Here is a 24,597-nt window from a genome sequence, read left to right as displayed (position 1 = left end):
GCCAGAAAGTAAACTCAAAGTGATAGATTGTGTTAGCTCAAGGCTATAGACCTTTTGTTTGCTTTTTAAGCAATGGCTAAGGCTGTAATTGCATCTCTAACTGGTGAGTGATTTCTGGCGAAAGTTTCAGTTGTCTAGCCAGCTCTTGCAAGTAGGCTTTTTCCATAAAATTTTGCTCGTCTACGACGATGAGTGAAGCGAGGTAAATTTCAGCGGCTTGCTGAGGAGAGCGGGCGAGCTGAGCAATGTCTGTCGGGTCGAGTGGTTTGTTCAGCTCTGAGTGCAGTAATTGTTGCAGTTGGGAGTCGGCACCAGCTTCTTTAAGAGTCGCTTCAATGCGTACCATTTCAGCTTGATCAACATGGCCATCGGCTTTTGCTGCTGCAATCATGGCCTTTAAAATAATCTCGTTGTGGATGAGATCATTGGAATTAAACTGATCATGCTCTGGTGACGTATTCTGCTTCCCTTGCCAGTCGTTATATACTTTGTAAGCAAGCGCTCCTAGAGCTGCAGCACCACCGACTTTAAGTGCGTTTTTCCCAACTTTTTTGCCTAACTTCTTACTTTTCTTCGACCCCATCAGTAGGCTAACTAATCCTCCACTAACGGCTCCCGCCCCCAGAGACTTAAGAGTTCCAGAATTGGAATGTTGCTGAAGCTGTTGTTGTCCCTGTTTAGCTAAATCTGAGTTTAGTGCTTGGTTGAGTAAACTTTTAAGATCCATATGACACCTCCTAATTTTCATTAGCTTAGCGAATGAAAGCTGAATAGAGAATTAACCGGTATAAAAAAGGCGAGCAAGTGCTCGCCAAATGGATTGAAACTGTTTTTTACTCTTGAGCGTAACCGTGAATACCCAATTGCTCGCCATCTAAGAAAGCTTTGCCATTCTTCATTTCTAAGCGTTCTTCCACCATCCATTTAACTACAAGAGGATAGATTTTATGTTCTTGAGTTTGAACACGAGTTGTTAACGTTTCAACGTTATCTTCGTCAAAAATTGGCACTTTAGCCTGAAGGATCACAGGGCCTCCGTCTAACTGCTCGGTAACAAAGTGAACACTGGTTCCATGCTCTTCATCACCAGCATGTATTGCACGCTGGTATGTATTAAGGCCTGGGTATTTTGGTAAAAGAGAAGGGTGGATGTTGATCATACGCCCCATAAAGTGGCGAACAAACTCACCGCTTAAAATGCGCATATAGCCAGCAAGAACGACTACATCAGGCTGGTATTCATCCATTTGCTTCATCAGCTCATGATCGAATGCATCGCGCGTATCAAATGATTTTGGGTCTAGGAAGTGGGCTGCAGCACCCACTTTTTTCGCTCTTTCTAAGGCATAGGCTGTTGCTTTGTTCGAAAAAACAGCGGTGACTCGACCATTATCAATGCTGGTTTCACAAGCATCGATAATCGCTTGTAAGTTAGAACCATTCCCTGAAACTAAAACAACAATACTCTTCATTATTACTTGATCTCTACTTGTTCTTCGCTAGCTTCAGCTTGTGCAATCTCGCCAATTACCCACGCATTTTCGCCTTCTGCGTTCAGTAGTTTTACCGCTGCTTCCGCTTGATCTTGAGGTAAAGCGACGACTAGACCAACACCACAGTTAAATGTGCGGTACATTTCGTGAGTGTCTACGTTACCTTTTTCTTGAAGCCATTTGAAAATCACAGGCCATTCCCAGCTGTTGCCATCAACAACGGCTTTGGTTCCTTCAGGTAAAACTCGTGGGATGTTCTCCCAGAAACCGCCACCTGTAATATGCGAGATAGCGTGGATGTCATGTTCAGCGATCATCTTAAGAGCAGATTTGATGTAAATCTTAGTTGGCTCCAGAAGGTGCTCACCGATTGTGCGCCCTTCAAGCTCTTCGGCTTTATCAGCACCAGATACTTCTAAGATCTTACGGATAAGAGAGTAACCATTAGAGTGGGGGCCACTTGAACCGACTGCGATAAGTGCATCGCCCGCGGCAACTTTTGTACCGTCGATAACGTCGTCTTTTTCAACGACACCAACACAGAAACCTGCTACGTCGTAGTCTTCGCCTTCGTACATGCCCGGCATTTCGGCAGTTTCACCACCGATCAATGAACAGCCTGCTTGCAAACAGCCATCTGCAATACCAGAAACTACGTCTGCTGCTGTATCAACATCTAGTTTACCCGTCGCGTAGTAGTCGAGGAAAAATAGAGGCTCAGCGCCTTGTACGATCAGATCGTTGACACACATAGCAACCAAATCGATACCGATGGTGTCATGTTTGTTCATATCAAGGGCAAGACGCAGCTTCGTGCCTACACCGTCAGTGCCTGAAACTAGAACAGGGTGCTTGTATTTGGTTGGCAGTTCACATAGTGCGCCAAAGCCACCAATACCACCCATAACTTCTGGGCGACGCGTGCGTTTTACAGCACCTTTAATACGGTCAACAAGTGCGTTGCCTGCATCAATATCAACGCCAGCATCTTTATAGCTTAGAGAAGTGTTATTAGCACTCACAGTGAAGTCCTCGGTTTTGAAAGTGGGGATGAAAACGGCGCTATTCTAACAGCGGACAAACCTATATAGCAAACGTTTGCGCAGGTTTTTTCTTTTGTTCTATCGCAAGAAATTGTTAATGAAATCGTTTATAATCTGAAGGTTTGTTTAAAAATCATCATATACCCGGAGATGGAAATGAAAGTTGTTGAAGTAAAACACCCTCTTGTTAAACACAAAATTGGTCTAATGAGAGAAGGTGACATCAGCACTAAGCGCTTTCGCGAGCTGGCGACAGAAGTAGGTAGCCTACTGACTTACGAAGCGACTGCAGACTTTGAAACGGAAAAAGTAACCATTGACGGTTGGAATGGTCCAGTGGAAGTTGACCAAATTAAAGGTAAGAAAGTGACGGTAGTTCCTATCTTACGAGCGGGTCTGGGTATGATGGATGGTGTTTTAGAACACATGCCAAGTGCTCGTATTAGTGTTGTTGGTATCTACCGTGACGAAGAGACACTAGAGCCTGTACCTTACTTTAACAAGCTGGCGTCAAACATCGACGAGCGTATCGCGCTTGTTGTTGACCCAATGCTAGCGACTGGTGGTTCGATGATCGCGACTATCGACCTATTAAAAGAGAAAGGTTGTAACCAAATTAAGGTTCTTGTTCTTGTTGCGGCGCCAGAAGGTGTGGAAGCTTTAGAAAAAGCGCACCCTGATGTTGAGCTTTACACGGCTTCTATTGATGAGAAGCTAAACGATAAAGGCTACATTGTTCCAGGTCTGGGTGATGCGGGCGATAAGATCTTCGGTACTAAGTAATCGACATAGAAGTGAAGAAGGGGAGCACTTGCTCCCCTTTGTTGTATCTGGTTTTCTATTTACTTCTTCAAGCTTAGCGTGCCGCCAGTACGAGGTTTGTTTGCTGGACGCTGTTGATTAGGCGCTTTAGGCTTGTAAGCCGTTTTCCCTTTTCCTTCGTTATTGCGGTTGCTTGAGTTTGGTTTACCGTGACGGCCTTTTTTGGAATTTGGAGCGTGACGTAACTCATCAGCATTACGCCCTTTAAACGTGCGTTGTTTTTGATTGCGGCGTGCTTTGGACTCTTGGTTTTCTTCACGGCTATCGTAAAGCTTGGCATCGGTCGCTTTGCGAATGTGTTTACCTTGGCTGCTACGTTTGGAAGCGTCTTCTGTACTTACAGAACCTTCACACATTGCGTGTATCTCCGCTACTTCAGCGTCAGTGAGGTAACGCCACTGCCCGTTAGGAATGCCATCCAAAGAGATATTCATGATTCGCACACGGCGAAGCTTAAATACTTCATAACCTAATGCTTCACACATACGGCGAATCTGGCGGTTTAGGCCTTGTGTCAGGATAATTCGGAATGAGAACTTGGTCTCTTTGGTCACTTTGCAGGGGAGAGTCACAGTATCCAGAATGTTGACACCTGCGCCCATTTTCTTGATGAAGTCATCCGTTATTGGTTTATCAACGCGTACAACGTACTCTTTCTCGTGATTGTTACCTGCACGAAGGATTTTATTGACGATGTCACCGTCGTTGGTCAAGAAGATCAGGCCATCAGAAGGTTTATCTAAGCGCCCGATAGGGAAAATGCGTTTTTTGTGACCGATAAAGTCGACAATGTTGCCAGGAACATCTCGTTCGGTTGTGCAGGTGATGCCTGTTGGTTTATTTAACGCAATATAGATAGGCGCTTCTTTAGCACTAACAGGTTTGCCATCTACGCACACATCATCGCCAGGTATCACTTTTGTCCCCATTTCTGGCACGTTGCCATTAATAGTTACTCGACCTTGCTCTATGAGCTTATCGGCTTCTCGGCGAGAGCAATAGCCGGTTTCACTAATGAATTTATTAAGTCGTTTTGCTGCATCTTGTGACATGAGTGTCTCTCTCTAACGTTTCACAACGGCGTGATCGTGGAAATAAAAAAGCAGCCACGTTGGCTGCTTTCACATTCTAGCATTTAGCTTTACTTACCCCAAACGCTTTTGATGACGTTCGCGTGTTTCATTTTTTTTATCAGCGCTTTTTTTCAACAGGACATATACGGCGCCAGTACCGCCATGAAAGCGCTGAGCGCTGTGCACACATTGAACTTCATTGATTTGTTGTAACCATTGGGCTACATAACTTTTCATCAAAGCAGGAGGGTTAGACTTCTCACCGCGTCCGTGCACGATCACTACGGTTCGAATATCCATTCTCATACATTGTTTTAAAAATTGAACAACTTCGTCGCGGGCTTGCTTCAGTGTTCTTTTATGTAGATCCAAGCGTGCTTGGATGGGGTATTTTCCTAGTCGGAGTTTGCGGAATACACCTTCTTGTACACCATCTTTTTTAAACTCGATAATGTCTTCAGGTTTAATCATAGGAGCATGATCGATGGATAGGTATTCTGGGTCATCTTCTGTTAGCCACATCGCTGCTTCGCGTTTGGCTAGCTGGGCTTCAGAAACGCAGTGTTGCTTTTTGTGTTCAGCAGTATCGTGTTTGATAGGTTTTACATCACCCATCATTTCTTGAAAGAGAGCAAAATCATCATCGTGAGACATAACGACATCTCAGAGTAGGTAAACAGTATTGCCAGTATACCAATGATAGATTGATGTTGTTTAGAAAAATAAAAAACCGAAGTAGACAAAGTATCTACTTCGGTGCAAAGCGAATCTCTATTTCAAAAATAGGGCTAAGCGACTTCTAGTGAGGAGATTTGTCGTTCATCACCTTGTAGATGAAGTAACCGCCGTAGAACAGCATTAGACCTAAAGCGCCGAAAATGACGAGCATTGAAGAAAGACCTACCGCATTACCAAATAGGAGTTCAAGCCAAAAGTCCATAGTTTTCTCCATCCAAATCAAAGTGTGTTGACAGGAGTAAAAATAAACCGTGCATGAATATGCAACACTGATCTGGATCAATTGTTGTCTTTTGGTTGCGCATTTGTTTTTGCTGATGTGTTTTTGCTCACAATTTGTGGCCCGGTGATGACGTTTTAGTCAGTTGAATTGATTTTTTAAAAAACTTAGGAAAATGGCTTGCGTTGAGAGTCAGAATCCGTAATATACCCATCCGTCGACAGGCGATAGGCCTAACAAAGACATATCGGTGAATAGCGCAGTTTGGTAGCGCATCTGGTTTGGGACCAGAGGGTCGGGGGTTCGAATCCCTCTTCACCGACCACATTCTAAAGCCTCAGCAGAAATGCTGGGGCTTTTTTCGTTTTGTGCTGCCATTGTTTGTGAACGAAGTGTGGGGGCTGGAACGCCAGTCCGATCGAATTCCTCTTCACCGACCATATTCTGAAGCTTCAGCAGAAATGCTGGTTTTTTCGTTTCTGGCTTAGCCGTTATTTAGAATAAAGGGGCAGTGATTGAGTTATTCTGCAATACCTTATTTGAATGTACAGTTGACCGATTTGCTTTTAGATAGCTGAGTCACGCTGAACCCTTTGTTCTCAAGCAAGCTCAATACGTTTTGCTTGCCTACAAGATGCAGGCTTCCCACTACCATTACGTATGTTCCTTGTGGCTCAGGTAACCAAGTCGGGTTAGAAAGTTTGTTCGCCCAAGCTTGGTTTCGCGCAAAGATAAAGGCGTTTTCAAACTCTGGCGACATTTCGGTTAGCTGGGCAAACTCGCTAAGTTTACTTAAGTCTCCTGCTTTCCAGCTATTAATAAGGCAATGAGTGGCGCCATCCGCATGAGCGAAGTCCTCCACAGCACTAATCAGGAGCTCTTTCCCGCCCTCTTTCTGCCCTGTTAAAAGGTCAATCTGAAATTGCAGTGGTTCGAGACTCAGTACAGGAACGTCTTTTGCGGTTGCTTTATACACGAGCCGCATATCGACACCATCATCGGTACGGTAACCTAAGCGTTCAATTTGCTTCATTTGAATCGCCAACGCAGCGGCCCAAGGGGCAGTATTGAGCAATTCTTTGGGGTTTATACCTAATTGTTCAGCGATACTTTTTAACTTGTCTTGCTGAGAGAGAGTGAGAACATCTCGACTAAATATCGTCATCTCAGGATATGTGATCCCTTGGCTTTTTCTGATATCTGTTTCCACAATCAGACCAGAGCTAGACCGCAATGTGTCTGTGATGGCGATTGGTAAGGGAAACATACTTTGATCGCCAACATGCACTGAACCAAGAATCAAATAACTTAATGCTCCCTTTTCCGCTTTCCAATAGAGAGGTTCTGCGTTAATTGACGTTGAAATCAGCACCAGTGCTGCCAAAAAGTGTTTGAACATAATATATCCCTGATCCTATTTAAAACTTCCTTACACTCTAGCCCGGTAGGATTAAAGCAGCAAAGAAGCTTAGCTATTAAAAATAGTGTAAGGGAGAACAGTAGGTGGGTAAGCTTTTGGTTGCTATTTTGAGAGTAAAACCGAGTTTAGGTATTAAGGGAGGATTATATGTATGCGACAGGGATTATTTGCAAAGCAATAAAAGCGGCCACGCCTAGTGCATTGACCGCTTTACATCTCTTAAGCTAGTTGAGCTTGCGTTTCAGCTAGCTCTTCTTGAGCCTCAGTTGTCGACGCATTAGATTCAGCGCCGTGCATCCATTTAACCAAAGTGCCCGAGAACATCAGTAACAGAACACCAGATAGTGTTGCTGCAACAGCGATGCCACTAAAGATAGGTAGAGCGCCCAGTTCTCCAACGTGAGAGCCAATCAGGCCAGCGACATAGTTGGCAATCGCGTTAAAGCCAAACCATGCCCCCATCATTAATGATGCTAGTCGAAGTGGTGCGAGCTTAGTCACCATTGATAGGCCAATAGGAGAAAGGCATAACTCACCCAGAGTATGGAAAAAGAAAGCTCCGACGAGCCAAAGCATCGATGTTTTGACAGTGGTATCACCACCTTGCTCCATAACGGCGCCGATCATGCATAGGAAGCCTAATGCCAAAAAGAAGAGAGCCAGAGCGAATTTAACAGGTGAATTAGGGTTTCGTTTACCCAATTTCACCCACAGAGCCGCTAAGACGGGTGCTAGCGTGATGATGAAAAATGGGTTAAGAGATTGGAACCATGCGGCAGGGACTTCAAAGGTACCAATCATGCGGTCAGTGTATTGTTGAGTATAGATATTCATTAGACCGCCAGCTTGTTCAAAGCCAGCCCAAAAAACGATCACAAACAGCCCCATAACCAGAATAACTTTGAGTCTGTCGACTTCTTCTTTTGTCAGTGGCTGCTTTTTATTGCTGCTTTTTTTCTCAAGATCTCGCGTTGCAGCAGGCACGACACCGATGTCACCCAACCACGGTTTAGCCAGTGTCATTTGCATGATCAAGCTGACAATCATACCTAGACCAGCAACAATAAAGCCTGCTTTCCAGCCAAACTCGTTTGTGACAGAGCCAGAAACAACGCCAGCCAACAATGCACCAATATTGATACCCATATAGAAAATAGTGAAGGCACCATCTCGACGGTTATCCCCGTCTTGATAAAGGTCGCCAACCATAGTGGAAATATTGGGTTTGAATAAGCCATTACCAGAGATTAACAGAGCAAGTCCTAGGTAAAATGAGTGAAGAGAACTCAAGCCTATTGCATCTGCTGGCATGGCGAGCGTGAATTGGCCCAATGCCATTAAGGCACCACCAATAAGAATGGAGCGACGCTGTCCTAGGTAGTTGTCAGCGAGCCAGCCACCAATTAATGGCGTAATGTATACCAGCCCGGTATAAGTGCCATAAAGTTGTAGCGCGTCTTTTGTTGACCAGCCCATTCCGCCATTGATTGTTGTGTCGGTTAAGTAGAGCACTAAGATCGCGCGCATTGCATAGTATGAGAATCGTTCCCACAGCTCAGTGCCAAACAAGAGGAATAATCCTCTAGGGTGGCCAAGAAATTGTTGTGTGCTTGCCATAAATTCTTCTAATGTATTTGATTATAGATTTTAATGTTTAGTTAGGTATACATAATGGAGAAAAGGACTGCAAATGAATAAAAATTAAAAATTAAAGAAAAAATGAGTTAAGTATTTGAAATGAAGGGGAATGTAGGCGCATTTACAGTAAGTGTGAAATACATCAAACTTATCTTGCAAATTTGGGTTTTGATATTTCATAAGGATAATGAAGTTGGATTATTTACTGATTAAACTATCACCATTTGCCACCTTACTTCCCATCGGCAAAATGCTAAGATGAAAAAAACAAAGATGATTGGCTAGTATAATGAAACAATGGTATTTGCTTTACTGCAAACGCAGTGAGCAGCAGCGCGCGAAGGTGCATTTGGAAAACCAGGGAGTCGAGTGCTACTACCCGGAAATCCAGATAGAGAAAATTACACGTGGTAAAAGGCAAGTTAAATCGGAGCCACTTTTCCCTTCTTACGTTTTTGCTCGTTTTGACGTTAAGCTTGGCCCAACGTTTACAACAATAAGATCGACGCGTGGTGTTGTTGATTTCGTTCGGGTTGGACCACACCCACAAGTACTTCAGGATAGTTTGATTGACACTTTGAGAGACATCGAACAACTTCAGGGTCAGACTCATAGTGATTCAGTACCAGACAGAGGTGATGTGATTCAAATCGCGGGAGGTCAATTTTCTGGTATGGAAGCAATTTATCAAGAACCGGACGGTGAAACACGCTCGATTCTGCTTGTTAAAATGATCAACAAACCCGTTGAAGTCTGCATTGATAACAAACACTTAGATATATAAGAGAAAGAGGCACTAAACAGTGCCTCTTTTTTTAATTATTAGTATGAATCGTTATGTACCGTTTGAACGGCGCGACCTGATGGATCGACGCAGTTTTTAAATGATTCATCCCATTCAATCGCTTTTGCAGACGAACACGCAACAGAAGGGCCTCCTGGAACACACTCAGCTGCAGATGGGAGTGGGAACAGCTCTTCAAAGATCTCGCGGTACATGTAACCTTCTTTTGTTGTCGGTGTGTTGTACGGGAAGCGGTATTTGGCCGTTTCTAGCTGCTGCTCTGTTACACGCTCTTCAGCAACATCTTTCAGTGTGTCAATCCAACCGTAGCCAACGCCATCTGAGAACTGCTCTTTCTGACGCCAAGCAATAGAGTCTGGTAGATAGTGCTCAAAACACTCACGTAGGATGTGTTTTTCCATTTTACCGTTGCCACACATTTTGTCTGCAGGGTTTAGTCGCATTGCTACATCGATGAATTCTTTATCCAAGAATGGTACGCGGCCTTCTACCCCCCACGCTGCCAAAGACTTGTTAGCACGAGCACAGTCGAACATGTTAAGAGCAAGTAGCTTACGAACGGTTTCTTCATGGAACTCTTTTGCGTTTGGCGCTTTATGGAAGTACAAGTAACCGCCAAAAATCTCATCCGCGCCTTCACCAGAAAGAACCATCTTAATGCCCATCGCTTTAATCTTACGTCCCATCAGGAACATAGGCGTAGAGGCACGAATCGTTGTTACATCGTAAGTTTCGATGTGATAGATAACATCACGAATAGCGTCTAAGCCTTCTTGAATAGTGTATGTCATCTCGTGGTGAACTGTACCAATCTTATCTGCGACTTCACGTGCTGCTTTTAGGTCCGGAGCACCTTCTAGGCCAACTGCAAATGAGTGAAGTTGTGGCCACCAAGCTTCAGATTTTTCATCATCCTCGATTCGCATTGCGGCAAAACGTTTTGCTACAGCAGACGTAATAGATGAGTCTAGGCCACCAGATAGAAGTACGCCGTAAGGTACATCAGTCATTAGCTGGCGTTTTACTGCTGCTTCTAGAGCTTCGGTTAAGTCTTCCTTGCTAGTCATGTTATCTTTAACAGCATCAAACTCGTTCCAGTCACGGATGTAGTAACGCTGTGGCTCTGAATCTGCCGATGATAAGTAGCAACCAGGAGGGAACTCACTGATGGTCTTACATACAGGGGTCAGTGCTTTCATTTCTGACGCTACATAGTAGTTGCCGTGCTCGTCGTGACCTTGATAAAGAGGGATGATACCAATGTGATCACGACCAACTAGGTATTGATCTTTTTCTTCATCATAAAGTACGAAAGCAAAAATGCCGTTAAGGTCTTCTAGAAGATCGACGCCTTTATCTTGGTAAAGCGCTAGAATGACTTCACAGTCAGAATCTGTTTGGAAGTCGTACTCACCTTCGTAACGTGCGCGAAGTTCTTTGTGATTGTAGATTTCGCCGTTAACCGCAAGGATGTGTTTCTTATCTGGGCTAACAAGAGGCTGAGCACCACTGTTTAAGCCAACAATCGCTAGACGCTCGTGCGCAAGAATCGCTTTTTCTGATGCATAAATGCCTGACCAATCCGGACCACGGTGGCGCAGCTTTTTAGACATTTCTAAAGCTACCGGGCGAAGAGCTTGAGCATCACTTTTAATATCTAAAATACCGAAGATAGAACACATACGACTTCCCTTTAAATTTTCTTTAACTCGTTGGCACCAATTTGCCATCCAGATTAAAAAAAGCAACCATTGTTAATTAAAAAAATAATAAAAAGCCCATTGATATGGATATTTTTTAATTTAATGGTTTGTTTTGTGAATTTTTTCTATGTTGAGACTGATAATCGAACAAAAACAATAAAAAGGCTGCCTTGTGGCAGCCTATAGTGAACTTATTTGGACGGGGTAAATGAAGGTTGTAGTTGTTTACACACGTGCCTAGCAAAACCACTACCAGCCTCACTGTAGATATTAAAGGCCGCATCTACGCCGCTTTCAACTAAGTCATCAAGTTGATCTTGGTACTCGGCAATAGCCGCAATTTGACCTTTAAAGTTCCGGCGTTGCAACTGCTCTAGCGCGATTTGGTTACCTTGGTGGTGAGGCATGGATAGCAGTACCAGTTTCACATTGGTAGTGTCCAAGATACGTTCCCAGAAATCTGAGTCGGTTGCATCTCCGGCGATAACGTTACGTCCTTCAGCTTGGTGTTGCTGTGCAGCATCTTCACGAACCTCAATACCTAAACTGATATTTCCGTATCTTGCTTTCAGCTCATCGTAAGCACCAGTACCTATTCGTCCCATACCAAGAATTAGAATTTGCGCGTGCCCAGGGTTAATAAGTTTGTCTCGAGTATTGAGTTTTTCTGCTGCGTGCTCTCTTAGCCAGTGACTGGAGTGTTGGTAAATCCTGTGGCCATATCGGTTCATTGGGGCTGCAACAATGAAGGACATCGATACTGCAATCGCAATGGCCACTAAGATATCACCACTCATCCATCCCATCTTGAAGGCTAACCCACCGACAATGAGACCAAACTCACTATAGTTAAATAGGCTCAGTGATGCCAAAAGGGAGGTTCGCACACGGAACTTGAATGCGTTGATGACAACAAAGTAAAGGATTGCTTTTAACGGAAGTATCAGCATAAACAGTATGGCCAAGGCAAACCCTGACCATGTTGGTTGCTCTGATAGCCCGATATTAAGGAAGAAACAGACTAAAAACAGCTCTTTTAAGTTGAATAGAGACTTAGACAATTCAGACGCTTTTTTATGTCCGGCTAATAACATACCTAGGATCAGGGCTCCGAGGTCGGGCTTCATCCCTACCAGTTCAAACAAACCTGCGCCCACAACGAGGGCAAAGAAAATGCCCAAAAGGACGAGCATTTCTCCGTGACCAACTAAATCCAGCACTTTATAGAATAGTGGCCTTAGGAAAGGCAGTGCGAATAGTCCAATGGCATACCATTCTGGCAATTTACCCGTTGACGCGGTTAAGAAGATAACGGCAAAAATATCCTGCATAACCAAGATACCAATCGCCAACGTACCGTAAGTGGCGTTCATTTCGCCTTTTTCTTGCAATGATTTAACAGCAAATACGGTACTAGAGAACGAAAGAGCAAAACCAAGCAATAGAATTTGATCAATCGACATACTTGCCAGTGAGCTGATCCCTAAAAATTTAAAACAGAATAGGGCAATGCTAAAAATAGCCGTTGAAGCAAGGTTATGAACGGTTGCTCCGGCCCAAATCTCTTTTGAGAGAAGGGTTTTAATATCAAGCTTCAGACCAATGGTAAAAAGTAGAAGCGTGACACCAAGATCCGCCAAAGTCACGATGGTGTCATTGCTTTCGAAGCCGAATGCATAGAGGCCAAAGCCAGCAAGTAAAAAGCCGACTAGGGGAGGGAGGTTTAACTTTAGAGCGATAAAGCCAGCAAGAAAGGCGGCAGAGATTAGAATGAGTTCCATATTTGTTCTTATATTTTGATCCCAAAGAAAAAGGCTGGGTCTTTCGACACAGCCTTCTATTCTAACTCAACTAATTGCGTAAGCGATCAATCTTCCAGTAATTTTTGTAACAAAACGCCGTTCAACATCGCGCGTTTAATCATAGCGAATGCACTGAGTGTCGGTTGCTTGTCAATTTCTGATGCCACGATAGGCAAGTTTTTGTGGAACGTTGTTAGCGATTGATTTTCGACGTTTCGACGAATTGCCGGGAAAATAATTTCCTCACACTGAGTGACATTACCCGCGATGACAATTTTTTGTGGGTTGAATAGGTTGATAGTAATAGCAATGGCTTTACCTAATTGATTTCCTACTCTTACTAAGCTTTGTTTTGCCAGCTCATCACCCAGATTAGCGTGCTCACAGATATCACCAATAGTGATAGTGTCTAAGGTGGTTAAGCTAGACTCATAGCCTTGAGCGATCAGCTTGTTCACGCGCTCAATGATTGCCGGGTTGGCCGCGACCGTCTCTAAACAGCCAAAATTACCGCATTGGCATTGCTCGCCTAGTGGGTCGATCTGAATATGGCCAATCTCACCAACATTACGGTTATGGCCTAAAAACACCTGACCGTTAACAATAATACCCGCACCAGTACCTCGATGGACGCTGACTAAAATTGAATCCTGACAGTCGCGACTTGCGCCAAAGTAGTGCTCTGCCAGTGCCATCCCTCTTACGTCGTTGCCAACGAAACACTCCACATGAAAGGTGTTTTTTACTAGTTCAGCTAGGCTTAGTTTATCAATCGAAATATTTGGCATGTATTCAACCACGCCAGTTTCAGGGTTTACTAGGCCAGGAAGGGCGATACCGATAGCAATCAGCTGATTAATAATACTGTGGTTCGTGCTTATGAACTGCTTGAGGTGGCTTAGCAGGCCTTCAACCAACTCTTCTTGGGTGGTGTAGAAAAATTCGGTGTAGTCAGAGGCCAGCTCTTCGGCGCCTAGGTTGTAAAGGCTAAATTGGATGTAATCGCGCCCGATTCGTACCGCAATAGAATGAAAAGGTTCGATCTCTGTGGTTAGAGAAATCGCTCGTCGTCCACCAGTGGATGCTTGTTGCGCGACCTCTTTGATTAGGCCGCGCTCTAAAAGTTGGCGGGTGATTTTTGTAACACTGGCAGGGGCCAGTTGGCTAACGTCAGCAACTTGGATCCTTGAAATAGGACCTTGCTGGTCAATCAACCGATACACTGCAGCACTGTTTAGCTGTTTTACTAAATCTACGTTACCTATTTGTCCGCCATTCATTCTTAACTTTGCTCGTATTGTCCGTTAACAATTGTCGCTTGAACGTTGAAGTCACGATCGAATACAGTAAGGTTTGCTACCATGCCTTTTCTAATTCGGCCTAGTTTGCTGTCCATACCAATTGCTTTTGCAGGGTATAGAGTTGCCATTCGAAGTACTTCGTCCAAAGCGATACCGACGTGCTCAACAGTATTTTGAACTGCCTCAATCATAGTGAGTGCTGAGCCGCCAAGCGTGCCGTTTTCATCAACACACTTACCATGACGGTAATATACTTTCTTACCAACAAAAATAAAGTAATCCATATTAGCGCCTGCAGGAGCTGTGGCATCGGTCACTAATACTAATTTTTCGCCCTTAATTTTGTGAGCTATACGAATGTTTGCATAATCAACATGGAACCCATCTGCGATGATACCTGCGTATACATCAGGCGTATCGTAAATAGCGCCGACTACGCCTGGTTCGCGGCCGACCATTGGTGTCATTGCATTGAATAGGTGAGTGGCAAAGGTAATGCCAGCTTCAAACCCTTTACGCGCTTCAGCGTATGTCGCATTAGTGTGACCAATTGACACCACAATGCCTGCTTTTTTGAGTCGCTCGATATGCTCTGGTTCATTGTGTTCGGGAGCCAACGTTACTTTGGCGATGACATCCGCATTTTCACAAATGAAGTCGATCATATTTTCATCTGACGAGCGAATATAGTCGATGCTGTGAATACCTTTTTTCTCAACGTTCAGGTACGGACCTTCAAGGTGTAAGCCTAAAGATTGGTTTTGGTATTTATCCTGATACTCACGAGCGGCCGCAACTGCTTGGCGCATATCTTCATCTGATGAAGTGATCAGCGTTGGAAGGAAACTGGTGCAGCCAGATTTAAGGTTTGCCTGATGCATGATTTGCATTGTATCTGCGGTTATTTCGTCATTAAGCATCACACCGCCACAGCCATTGAGCTGTAGGTCAATAAATCCTGGGCTGAGGTTCGCACCATTCAGGTTCCGAAGTTCGATGCCTTCAGGAAGTTCAGATGTTAAGCATACCGATTCGATTAGACCGTTGTTAATGATTACAGCGTGGTCAACCAGAACATCGCTGCTGGTATAGATTTTACAATTTGTTAGCGCGTACATGGTGAGCTAGTCCTTATGTTTGAATTCTTAAAACTTTCAATCATCTAATTGGGGCAATATGCAAAATATCTGAACTTTATTCGAGCGCTTCAATTAGATTGGAAAATATCTTTAGCAAACGAAAAATTTTTCTCATTTAAATAGGGTGCACGGGCGAAATAATGAATCTCGTCGCAACAAGTGCACTATGTGGCAACTTATCATTGATGCACTGCCTGATAAGGCATGACGCCACTTCGAACATCTCGAGGATACTGCAAATTTTATCGAACAACTGTCATTTTTTGTATTGTAAAATAAGTTTTATGATCTCGCTAGCAAAATCCTTGTTCGTTGGTGCTTTCTGGTGATTATGATCACAAATGATGACCTTTTAATTTGCGGGGCAAAATTAATCTCATAAACTGATTAGGACTAAATTGAGCCACTAAAAAAAGTAGCTCAACCAAAATACAAAATCCTATAGGGGGAACTTAAGGTGAATATTCTTGGATATGCGCAGAAGTTAGGTAAAGCTCTTATGCTTCCTATCGCGACCTTGCCAATCGCAGGTTTGTTACTGCGTTTGGGCCAACCAGATGTGTTTGATATCGCATTTATGGCGCAAGCGGGTGACTCAATTTTCTCTAATCTTCCATTGCTATTTGGTCTGGGTATTGCGATCGGCTTGTCGAAAGACGGTCAAGGTGCCGCTGGCCTTGCGGGCGCCGTTGCGTACTTTGTACTAACAGCAACAGCGTCAACGATTGATGCTTCAGTTAACATGTCATTCTTCGGTGGTATTATCGCCGGTATTATTGCTGGTCATTCATATAACGCGTTTCATGCTACACGTTTACCTGAATGGTTAGCGTTCTTCTCAGGTAAGCGTTTAGTGCCTATTATGGCGGGCCTATTTGCTTTAGTAGTAGGTGCTGTTTCTGGTATCGTTTGGCCAACTATTCAAGGTGGTCTGGATGCATTAGCACATGGCATTTCAACATCTGGCGCGATTGGTCAGTTTGTTTACGGTACTCTTAACCGTGCGCTTATTCCTGTTGGTCTTCACCACGTACTTAACTCGTTCTTCTGGTTTGGTATGGGTAGCTGTCAGGAAGTGCTTGTAACGGGTGCTTCTGCTGCTGGTCAAGCTCTACCTGCGATGCAACAGCTATGTGTCGATCCTGCGTTGGCGAAGACTTTGGTTGCTGGTCAAACTCACACGTTTGAATTTGCTAACTCAGTAACCCCTGAAATCACTGCGACAGTGAAAGAAGTGACAGAAACAGTGAAATCTGGTGACCTACACCGCTTCTTTGGTGGCGATAAGTCTGCTGGTGCATTCATGAATGGTTTCTTCCCTGTGATGATGTTCGGTCTACCTGGTGCTGCGCTAGCGATGTACCTTGCTGCTCCTGCTGAAAAACGTAGTCAAGTGGGTGGTGCACTATTCTCAGTTGCTTTCTGTTCATTCCTAACAGGTATTACAGAGCCTCTAGAGTTCATGTTTGTGTTCCTAGCGCCAGCTCTATATGCAATGCACGCTGTGTTTACTGGTCTGTCGCTGGTTGTTGCTAACATGTTGGGTACACTGCACGGCTTTACGTTCTCTGCTGGTCTAATTGACTACGCGTTGAACTTCGGTCTAGCAACTAACCCTCTACTACTCGGTGCAGTTGGCCTTGGCTTTGGTGCTCTATACTTCTTCACATTTAGCTTCGCAATCCGCGCGTTTAACCTGAAATCACCAGGTCGTGAAGATGATGGTGAAGCAACTGAAGCGCCAGCAGCTAAATCAGACAAAGGTGAACTTGCTCGCCAATACCTGAAAGCACTAGGTGGCCATGAGAACCTAACGTCAATTGATGCATGTATCACACGCTTGCGTCTAACTCTGAAAGATCGCTCTATCGCTAACGAAGATGTACTGAAGAAACTAGGTGCTAAAGGTGTAGTGAAACTAGGTGAAAATAACTTACAGGTTATTTTAGGTCCTCTAGCTGAAATCGTTGCTGGCGAAATGAAAGCCATCGGCGCGAATGAAGATCTAACCAATGTAAAACTGCCTTAATCGTTGCTTAGATAAGCATATTGAGTTTAAAGCCTCCTTCGGGAGGCTTTTTGTTTACGTCGCACAGTCTAATAATGATGAAAAGCTAAGCATATCTGACTTACTTGTCATGCCGTTCTGGATTATTTACGAATAAAAGATCAGTTCTAGTTGTGTAAATGCCCATAATTGTGGATCATTAGTCGATATGTGTTTTGAGGGGATGTATCTCCCTCAAATAGAAATTTCTCTGAACAATACTACAACAATTGAGGTGCTATAGATGAGTGAAGCTGAAGCTCGTCCATCGAATTTCATTCGCCAAATCATTGATAAAGATTTAGCGGATGGTAAACACACAAGCGTGCATACTCGTTTCCCGCCAGAACCGAACGGTTATCTGCATATCGGTCACGCTAAGTCAATTTGCTTGAACTTTGGTATTGCTCAGGACTATCAGGGTAAGTGTAACCTGCGTTTTGATGACACAAACCCAGAGAAAGAAGACGTAGAATACGTTGAGTCAATTAAGAATGATGTGAGCTGGTTAGGCTTCGAGTGGGATGGTGAGATCTGTTATTCATCAAACTACTTTGACAAGCTGTACGGCTTCGCAGTGGAATTAATTAACAAAGGCTTAGCGTACGTTGAAGAGCTAAGTCCAGAGCAGATCCGTGAGTATCGCGGTACCCTTAAAGAGCCAGGTAAACCAAGCCCATACCGCGATCGTAGCGTAGAAGAAAACTTGGCACTGTTTGAAAAAATGCGTGCTGGTGGTTTCGAAGAAGGTACAGCCTGTCTTCGAGCTAAGATTGATATGGCATCTTCATTTATGGTTATGCGCGATCCGGTTCTTTACCGTGTTCGTTTTGCTAACCACCACCAGACGGGTGACAAGTGGTGTATCTACCCAATGTACGACTTTACGCACTGTATTTCAGATGCGCTAGAAGGCATTACGCACTCACTATGTACTCTTGAGTTCCAAGATAACCGCCGTTTGTACGACTGGGTATTGGAAAACATCACTATTGATTGTCAGCCGCACCAGTATGAATTTAGCCGCTTAAACCTAGAATATACGGTTATGTCTAAGCGTAAGCTAAACCAGCTAGTGACAGAAAACCTAGTGAATGGTTGGGATGATCCACGTATGCCTACTATTTCTGGCCTGCGCCGTCGTGGTTTCACTCCGGGTTCTATTCGCGAGTTTTGTAAGCGTATTGGTGTGACTAAGCAAGACAACATGATTGAGATGAGCTCTCTAGAGTCTTGTATCCGTGATGACCTGAACGAAAACGCACCTCGTGCGATGGCTGTACTTGATCCTATTAAAGTCGTGATTGAAAATTACGATGAAGGAAAAGTTGAATCTTTGTCTGTTGCCAACCACCCGAACAAGCCAGAAATGGGCGAACGTGAAGTACCGTTTACTCGTGAAGTTTGGATTGAACGTGAAGACTTCCGCGAAGAAGCGAACAAGAAGTACAAACGTCTAGTTCTGGGTAAAGAAGTTCGCCTACGTGGCGCTTACGTGATTAAAGCCGAGCGTATCGAGAAAGACGCAGAAGGAAACATCACTACGATCTTCTGTTCGTACGATGCAGACACACTAGGTAAGAACCCAGCAGATGGCCGTAAAGTGAAAGGCGTTATTCACTGGGTATCGGCAGACAAAGGTCTTCCAGCGGAAATCCGTCTGTATGATCGCTTGTTTACGGTTCCAAACCCAGCCGCAGCTGATAACTTCGCAGAAACAATCAACCCAGACTCATTAGTTGTGATGAAGGGTTTTGTAGAGCCAAGTCTTGCAACTGCAGAGGCGGAAAAAGGTTACCAGTTTGAGCGTACAGGTTATTTCTGTGTGGATGAAAAAGACTCGAAAGCGGATGCTCTAGTCTTTAACCGCACCGTTGGTCTTCGTGATACTTGGGCAAAAATCGAAGCTAAGTAAGCAAGATTCGCTAACGTAATAAAATGCCAGTCATTATGACTGGCATTTTTGTTTCTGCTTGATCACATTGCTCAAAAAGTACAGATAAAATAAAAGCGCTCATTGAGCGCTTTAAATGTCTTACTTCTTAGGTTTATGTGCGTCTGGGTTGTCTTTACAACTGCCATCTCCACATTTACCGTAAAGGTACAAGCTGTGATTAGTCAGGGTTACATTATACCTAGCGGCAATCTCTTTTTGGCGCTCTTCAATGAGATCATCTGAAAACTCAATAACTTCACCACAGTCTAGGCACACTAAGTGATCATGATGGTGTTGAGTTGACAGTTCAAATACCGACTTACCACCTTCAAAATGGTGACGAGTCACAATACCTGCATCATCAAATTGGTTTAATACGCGGTAAACAGTAGCTAGACCAATCTCTTCTCCTAGATCAATCAGCTTTTTATATAGCTCTTCAGCACTAATATGTTGGCATTCTGGTTGCTGTAGTACTTCTAAAATCTTCAGTCTTGGAAGGGTAACCTTAAGACCAGCATCCTTAAGCGCTTGATTGTTATCTGACATATACTTTCCTGTTGATGATCTGCAGTAATTAACAGAATTCAATATTCCTATCATTATAGGGTAGTAGACAATAACAATAAACCACGAACTTCAAAGGGTTACTCTGGATTTTTGATAAACCCGTGTTGCGTCACTGATACTACAGCTCTGACCAGTTACAATTGCATAACATTTCTCATTTTTATTCAGGGACGACTCGTATGGGAAAGTGGATGGATAAGATCTACAAACCGAAGTTAGTTAAGTTTGCACTTAATATTTGGCCGCCTTTTTGGGGAGCGGGCATTCAAATCATCGCTATTAGTGAAGACTTTAGGCAAGTCCAAATGAAGCTGAAGTTACGTTGGTGGAACAAAAATGCCAACCGGACTCAGTACGGAGGAAGTATCTTTTCTCTGACCGATCCTGTGTATTCATTGATGCTGATGGGGATTCTCGGCGAACAGTATTATGTTTGGGATAAGGAAGCGAGCATTAACTTTATCAAGCCAGGGCAAAGTGATTTGTTTGCGGAGTTTCTCGTTTCTCAAGAGCAGCTAGAAGATATTCTGCGTCAAACCGCGAACGGTGATAAGTGCTTTCCTGAGTTTATTACCCATGTGAAAGATAAACATGGAAATATCGTCTCGGAGGTACAAAGAAAGCTTTATGTTCGTAAGAAGCCCAAATATCGAGAAGAAAGTGAAGAACAGCTAGCGTCTTAGCAAAGTGCGAGCATAAAAAAACCTCCGACAGCGGAGGTTTTTAGCAAAGAGTTCGGATTAGCCTTCAAGCTCAGCTAAGCACATTTCTTCATGAATCTGTTTACACCAATTGCTAACGCGTTCGTCAGTAAGTTCTGGTTGGCGGTCTTCATCAATACACAGACCAACGAATTGACTATCATCGCCTTCAACAAGTGCTTTAGACGCTTCAAACTCGTAACCTTCGGTTGGTGTGTAGCCTAGGATTGTACCGCCTTTGGCTTCAACGATGTCGCGTACAGTGCCCATAGCATCACAGAAATATTCTGCGTAGTCTTCTTGGTCACCACAGCCGAAGATAGCAACTAGCTTAGTTGAAAAGTCAATTTGCTCTAACTCAGGGAAGAAATCGTCCCAATCACATTGAGCTTCACCGTAGTACCAAGTTGGGATTCCCAGTAGTAGCAGATCGAAGTTATCGATGTCTTCTTTGCTACTTTTAGCAATATCTTGTACGTGAACTAGCTGTTTACCTAGTTGTTTTTGAATCATCTTTGCAACAGCTTCAGTGTTACCTGTGTCGCTACCGAAGAAGATACCTACACTTGCCATAGATTCGTTACCTTTACTATTTTCTTGTTGTGGCGAAACAGGAGATTAACCCAGCCCTGTGCCTTCCCAGCTTACTTGAATTATGCCTTTGGCAATAAAACCAGCGCAGCCGAGGAATAGAACCAGCCATACTATGCGACGACCAAAGGGAGGAACATTGCCTGCTTTGAGGACATCCTTAATCGCCATACCAATTAGGAAAAAGATAGACGCAAAAAGTAAATCGAGACCAATAGACTCGAGCATGTTCATGTAGTCGTAGAGCATGGAATCCCTATATGCCAAAATACTTGCGCTGCACTATACCACTGTTAATAGATAAAGTTAACGGGCAGGTTGCAACGGACCTCTCATTATGTTTTATGCAATAAATTTACGTATTGCTCGCAAAACTTCGGCTGGCTTTTCAGCGTGTAACCAGTGCCCTGTATTTGCAATAACATGCGCTTTTGCAGCAGAAAATTGCCTTTGTACTTCCACTTGGTGTTCATTGGTCAAATAGTCTGAATCGCCCCCCTTAATAAATAAAGTAGGGGTCGAAATTTTTTCTATCGCTGTCCAACCAAGAATTTCCCAATAGTTATCCCACAAACTAGCGACGTTAAAACGCCAAGTAAGGTGCTCCCCGTTGTTATAGAGAGACTTGCCTAAAAACTGCCTTACGCCTTCTAGTTCAATATGCTCAGCTAAAACTTCAAGTGCTTGCTTACGCGATGTCGGCTTCTGTGCCATTACCGCTTTAAGGCCAGAAAAAACGTTATCGTGGCGGCTTTGGGTGTATTGAACTGGCGCCATATCCAGCACAATAAGTTGTTTCACCTGGTCTTGAGCAAGCTCCGCGAGTTTCATCGCAACTTTACCGCCCATCGAGTGACCAATGACAGTAAATGCACTTAACTCCAGAGCTTGAACAAGCTCAAAGACATCTTGAGCCATGAGTTCGTAGTTGTGCTCATCGCTTTGGAAAGACTGGCCATGGTTGCGAAGATCGATACTAATAACTTGATGATCGTTGCGTAAATCTCGGGCGAGCAAGCCAAGGTTATCTAAGTTACCGAACAGTCCATGGATCAAAATGATGGTGTGACCCTCACCCTCGATTTTATAGTTGAGCAGTTGTGACATTTTATTTTATTCGTAGCAGTTTAAGGTTGAGCCTTGAGAAAGGCTTCATTCTGCTTCAGATACAGGATCTGAAACTCGCATCTTGAGGTTACTTGGGTATATAATCCCTCAGAGTTTAAACATAGAGATTGTGAAAAGCGAATGAAAACAATTGAGGTTGATGAGGATCTATACCGTTACATCGCAAGTCAAACCCAGCACATTGGTGAAAGTGCGTCTGATATTTTACGTCGTTTACTAGACGTTGATGGCAATAACCATCAAGCTTCAGCACCAGTGATTCCGGTTCAACCACAAGGTATTGTAGTGAGCCGAGATGCCGCGAAAGAAGAAAAAGTGGATAGCGTTAAAGAGATGCGCTCAATGCTTATCTCAGATGAGTTTGCAGGGCTGAAGAAAGCGATTGATCGATTTATGCTAGTGTTGTCTACACTTCATCGCATCGACCCAACAGGTTTTTCTGAAGCGACTCAGGTAAAAGGTCGCAAGCGAGTTTACTTCGCAGATAATGAACAGACCTTATTAGAGAGTGGCAACACGACAAAGCCGAAGGCAATACCAGGTTCTCCTTTCTGGGTTATAACCAACAATAACACGAGCCGGAAGAGACAAATGGTCGAACAGCTAATGACTCGGATGAGCCTCCCCGCTGACTTGACCGAAAAGGTTGCTAACTCGATTTAAAGAAGTCTGATTTAAACCTCATAATGCTCTGAATGACTCCAGTATTATGAGGTTTTTTTAATTCAATTATTTAAAGAAAGGATGTCAAAATGGCTATGCACCCACGCGCGGGACAAAAAGCTCAGCAGCAGGATCTTCATAATATTCCTGCTCTGGTATCTAATTACTTCTTACTTCAACCAGACCCATCAAACCCAGCTCATAAAGTAGAATTCGGAACGTCCGGTCATCGAGGTACTGCGGATAAATCCACATTCAACGAAAATCATATTTTAGCAATAGCACAAGCGATTGCTGAAGTACGAGCGGAAAATGGGACGACAGGTCCGTTGTTCGTAGGAAAAGATACCCACGCTTTGTCTGAGCCAGCATTCGCGAGTGTCGTAGAAGTTCTCATTGCCAATGGTGTTCAAGTCATCGTTCAGGAAGATAACGGTTACACACCAACGCCAGGCATTTCCCACGCAATCTTGAGCTACAACCTAAAGCATGAAGACAAAGCTGACGGTATTGTAATCACGCCTTCTCACAACCCACCACAAGACGGCGGTATTAAATATAACCCGACGCACGGTGGTCCGGCTGAAGGTGAGTTGACTCAAGCGATCCAAGATCGTGCCAATGTATTAATTGCTGAAGAACTGATCAGCGTTAAGCGTATGCCTCTGTCTGACGCAAAAGCATCTGAACTCTTTATTGAGCAGGATCTTGTGAAACCATATATCGAAGACTTGGTTAACGTTATCGATATGGAAGCGATCCAAAAAGCGAACCTGAAAATCGGTGTCGACCCGCTAGGCGGAAGTGGTATTGATTACTGGCGCCAAATCGCTAAAGCGTACAATTTGGATCTGACTCTAGTGAGTGAAGCGGTTGATCCGTCATTCCAGTTTATGTCTTTAGATAAAGACGGCGTAGTACGTATGGACTGTTCATCACCTTACGCGATGGCTGGTTTGTTGGCGCTGAAAGATGATTACGATCTCGCGTTTGGTAATGACCCAGATTATGACCGTCATGGTATCGTGACGCCTAAAGGCTTAATGAACCCGAACCACTACTTAGCGGTTTGTATTGACTACCTATACCGACACCGTGATGGTTGGGGTAAAGAGGTTGCAGTTGGTAAAACATTGGTATCAAGTGCGCTGATTGATCGTGTCGTATCAGATCTTGGTCGTGAGTTGTGTGAAGTCCCAGTTGGTTTTAAGTGGTTTGTCGATGGTCTTTACGAGGGTAAATTCGGTTTCGGCGGTGAAGAAAGTGCGGGTGCTTCTTTCCTACGTAAAGATGGAACGCCTTGGTCGACGGATAAAGACGGCATCATCCTTTGTCTTCTAGCAGCTGAAATTACAGCGGTGACTGGTAAGAACCCACAACAGTACTACGAAGAGTTAGCTGAGAAACACGGTGAATCTCAGTACAACCGTATTCAAGCAGTTGCCAATGGTCCCCAAAAAGAAGTATTGAAGAAGCTTTCAGCTGAAATGGTAACGGCTGATACGCTTGCAGGTGACGTGATTACCGCACGTTTGACCCACGCTCCGGGTAATGGCGCAGCAATCGGTGGTTTGAAAGTGACAACTGAAAATGGCTGGTTTGCGGCTCGCCCATCGGGTACAGAAGATATCTACAAGATTTACTGTGAAAGTTTCAAAGGTGAAGAACATTTGAAGCAGATCGAAGCGGAAGCACAAGATATTGTAAATCAGGTCTTTGCAAACGCAGGTCTATAAAAAGACGCCGAGTTAAGACAAAAATAAT

The 24,597-nt window shown here is 44.0% G+C and carries 23 protein-coding genes and 1 tRNA gene; 8 read left to right on the top strand and 16 right to left on the bottom strand.

All coding sequences use genetic code 11. The features are described 5' to 3' along the window. Window positions 1–76: 76 nt before the first annotated feature. From VNE01S_RS07320 to purM, 3 genes are all read right to left on the bottom strand, one after another. On the bottom strand, window positions 77–727 hold the full coding sequence (locus VNE01S_RS07320; RefSeq protein WP_053395222.1) for a tellurite resistance TerB family protein: 651 nt from the start codon (window positions 725–727) through the stop codon (window positions 77–79). Window positions 728–833: 106 nt separating this feature from the next. Further along, entirely contained in the window at window positions 834–1,472 is a 639-nt protein-coding gene (purN, locus tag VNE01S_RS07315) for a phosphoribosylglycinamide formyltransferase (RefSeq protein WP_053395221.1), read from the bottom strand. 2 nt (window positions 1,473–1,474) lie between these two features. Beyond that, window positions 1,475–2,515, bottom strand: coding sequence for a phosphoribosylformylglycinamidine cyclo-ligase (purM, locus tag VNE01S_RS07310; RefSeq protein WP_053395220.1), 1,041 nt, complete (start codon window positions 2,513–2,515; stop codon window positions 1,475–1,477). Between the two features lie 177 nt (window positions 2,516–2,692). Between purM and upp the strand changes: the two genes are divergently transcribed. Next, complete coding sequence (upp, locus tag VNE01S_RS07305) at window positions 2,693–3,319, top strand: uracil phosphoribosyltransferase (protein WP_053395219.1); 627 nt, start codon at window positions 2,693–2,695, stop codon at window positions 3,317–3,319. A 59-nt stretch (window positions 3,320–3,378) separates the two neighbouring features. On the opposite strand, the gene rluF is transcribed toward upp, so the two are convergent. The 3 genes from rluF to VNE01S_RS18870 all read right to left on the bottom strand — a co-directional run bounded on the left by rluF (window position 3,379) and on the right by VNE01S_RS18870 (window position 5,371). Then, the gene (rluF, locus tag VNE01S_RS07300) at window positions 3,379–4,410 is read right to left on the bottom strand and encodes a 23S rRNA pseudouridine(2604) synthase RluF (RefSeq protein WP_053395218.1); all 1,032 of its coding nucleotides are present in this window, start codon (window positions 4,408–4,410) and stop codon (window positions 3,379–3,381) included. A gap of 93 nt (window positions 4,411–4,503) precedes the next feature. After that, entirely contained in the window at window positions 4,504–5,085 is a 582-nt protein-coding gene (gene smrA, locus VNE01S_RS07295; RefSeq protein WP_053395217.1) for a DNA endonuclease SmrA, read from the bottom strand. A gap of 145 nt (window positions 5,086–5,230) precedes the next feature. After that, a complete protein-coding gene (locus VNE01S_RS18870) occupies window positions 5,231–5,371 on the bottom strand; it encodes a DUF3149 domain-containing protein (RefSeq protein ID WP_082331666.1) in 141 nt (46 codons plus the stop codon). Window positions 5,372–5,637: 266 nt separating this feature from the next. Between VNE01S_RS18870 and VNE01S_RS07290 the strand changes: the two genes are divergently transcribed. After that, window positions 5,638–5,714: transfer RNA gene (locus tag VNE01S_RS07290), tRNA-Pro, on the top strand. 210 nt (window positions 5,715–5,924) lie between these two features. Here the strand turns inward: VNE01S_RS07290 and VNE01S_RS07285 are convergent. Continuing rightward, a complete protein-coding gene (locus VNE01S_RS07285; protein ID WP_053395216.1) occupies window positions 5,925–6,788 on the bottom strand; it encodes a TraB/GumN family protein in 864 nt (287 codons plus the stop codon). Between the two features lie 240 nt (window positions 6,789–7,028). Next, on the bottom strand, window positions 7,029–8,426 hold the full coding sequence (locus VNE01S_RS07280; RefSeq protein WP_053395215.1) for a peptide MFS transporter: 1,398 nt from the start codon (window positions 8,424–8,426) through the stop codon (window positions 7,029–7,031). Between the two features lie 310 nt (window positions 8,427–8,736). Here VNE01S_RS07280 and rfaH point away from each other — a divergent pair, with 310 nt between their 5' ends. Further along, entirely contained in the window at window positions 8,737–9,231 is a 495-nt protein-coding gene (gene rfaH / locus VNE01S_RS07275; RefSeq protein ID WP_053395214.1) for a transcription/translation regulatory transformer protein RfaH, read from the top strand. Window positions 9,232–9,269: 38 nt separating this feature from the next. Here rfaH and asnB read toward each other — a convergent pair whose 3' ends face one another. From asnB to nagA, 4 genes are all read right to left on the bottom strand, one after another. After that, the gene (gene asnB, locus VNE01S_RS07270; RefSeq protein ID WP_053395213.1) at window positions 9,270–10,934 is read right to left on the bottom strand and encodes an asparagine synthase B; all 1,665 of its coding nucleotides are present in this window, start codon (window positions 10,932–10,934) and stop codon (window positions 9,270–9,272) included. A 212-nt stretch (window positions 10,935–11,146) separates the two neighbouring features. Continuing rightward, the gene (locus VNE01S_RS07265; protein WP_053395212.1) at window positions 11,147–12,736 is read right to left on the bottom strand and encodes a cation:proton antiporter domain-containing protein; all 1,590 of its coding nucleotides are present in this window, start codon (window positions 12,734–12,736) and stop codon (window positions 11,147–11,149) included. 86 nt (window positions 12,737–12,822) lie between these two features. Beyond that, window positions 12,823–14,037: a DNA-binding transcriptional regulator NagC gene (gene nagC / locus VNE01S_RS07260; RefSeq protein ID WP_053395211.1), complete on the bottom strand. Its 1,215-nt coding sequence runs from the start codon at window positions 14,035–14,037 to the stop codon at window positions 12,823–12,825. 2 nt (window positions 14,038–14,039) lie between these two features. Further along, on the bottom strand, window positions 14,040–15,176 hold the full coding sequence (gene nagA / locus VNE01S_RS07255; RefSeq protein WP_053395210.1) for an N-acetylglucosamine-6-phosphate deacetylase: 1,137 nt from the start codon (window positions 15,174–15,176) through the stop codon (window positions 14,040–14,042). A gap of 478 nt (window positions 15,177–15,654) precedes the next feature. On the opposite strand from nagA, the gene nagE reads away from it, so the two are divergent. Both nagE and glnS read left to right on the top strand, forming a co-directional pair. Beyond that, the gene (gene nagE, locus VNE01S_RS07250) at window positions 15,655–17,226 is read left to right on the top strand and encodes an N-acetylglucosamine-specific PTS transporter subunit IIBC (RefSeq protein WP_053395209.1); all 1,572 of its coding nucleotides are present in this window, start codon (window positions 15,655–15,657) and stop codon (window positions 17,224–17,226) included. Between the two features lie 262 nt (window positions 17,227–17,488). Continuing rightward, window positions 17,489–19,159 (top strand): glutamine--tRNA ligase, encoded by a 1,671-nt coding sequence (gene glnS / locus VNE01S_RS07245; protein ID WP_053395208.1) that lies wholly within the window; start codon window positions 17,489–17,491, stop codon window positions 19,157–19,159. Window positions 19,160–19,279: 120 nt separating this feature from the next. Here the strand turns inward: glnS and fcrX are convergent, their stop codons facing one another. Continuing rightward, complete coding sequence (fcrX, locus tag VNE01S_RS07240) at window positions 19,280–19,729, bottom strand: ferric iron uptake transcriptional regulator FcrX (protein WP_053395207.1); 450 nt, start codon at window positions 19,727–19,729, stop codon at window positions 19,280–19,282. Window positions 19,730–19,929: 200 nt separating this feature from the next. On the opposite strand from fcrX, the gene VNE01S_RS07235 reads away from it, so the two are divergent. Then, the gene (locus tag VNE01S_RS07235) at window positions 19,930–20,433 is read left to right on the top strand and encodes a DUF4442 domain-containing protein (RefSeq protein WP_053395206.1); all 504 of its coding nucleotides are present in this window, start codon (window positions 19,930–19,932) and stop codon (window positions 20,431–20,433) included. A gap of 57 nt (window positions 20,434–20,490) precedes the next feature. On the opposite strand, the gene fldA is transcribed toward VNE01S_RS07235, so the two are convergent. The 3 genes from fldA to VNE01S_RS07220 form a co-directional block, all read right to left on the bottom strand. Then, on the bottom strand, window positions 20,491–21,024 hold the full coding sequence (gene fldA, locus VNE01S_RS07230; RefSeq protein ID WP_053395205.1) for a flavodoxin FldA: 534 nt from the start codon (window positions 21,022–21,024) through the stop codon (window positions 20,491–20,493). Window positions 21,025–21,069: 45 nt separating this feature from the next. Continuing rightward, the gene (locus VNE01S_RS07225; RefSeq protein ID WP_053395204.1) at window positions 21,070–21,291 is read right to left on the bottom strand and encodes a DUF2788 domain-containing protein; all 222 of its coding nucleotides are present in this window, start codon (window positions 21,289–21,291) and stop codon (window positions 21,070–21,072) included. Between the two features lie 93 nt (window positions 21,292–21,384). Further along, on the bottom strand, window positions 21,385–22,149 hold the full coding sequence (locus tag VNE01S_RS07220; RefSeq protein ID WP_053395203.1) for an alpha/beta fold hydrolase: 765 nt from the start codon (window positions 22,147–22,149) through the stop codon (window positions 21,385–21,387). A 141-nt stretch (window positions 22,150–22,290) separates the two neighbouring features. On the opposite strand from VNE01S_RS07220, the gene seqA reads away from it, so the two are divergent. Together seqA and pgm are read left to right on the top strand one after the other, a co-directional pair. Beyond that, window positions 22,291–22,833 (top strand): replication initiation negative regulator SeqA, encoded by a 543-nt coding sequence (gene seqA, locus VNE01S_RS07215; RefSeq protein ID WP_053395202.1) that lies wholly within the window; start codon window positions 22,291–22,293, stop codon window positions 22,831–22,833. A gap of 89 nt (window positions 22,834–22,922) precedes the next feature. Next, window positions 22,923–24,569: a phosphoglucomutase (alpha-D-glucose-1,6-bisphosphate-dependent) gene (gene pgm / locus VNE01S_RS07210; RefSeq protein WP_053395201.1), complete on the top strand. Its 1,647-nt coding sequence runs from the start codon at window positions 22,923–22,925 to the stop codon at window positions 24,567–24,569. Window positions 24,570–24,597: the final 28 nt, after the last annotated feature.

The organism is Vibrio nereis NBRC 15637, assembly GCF_001591105.1.
Classification (GTDB): domain Bacteria; phylum Pseudomonadota; class Gammaproteobacteria; order Enterobacterales; family Vibrionaceae; genus Vibrio; species Vibrio nereis.
This window is presented reverse-complemented; position numbering and strand designations above follow the sequence as displayed.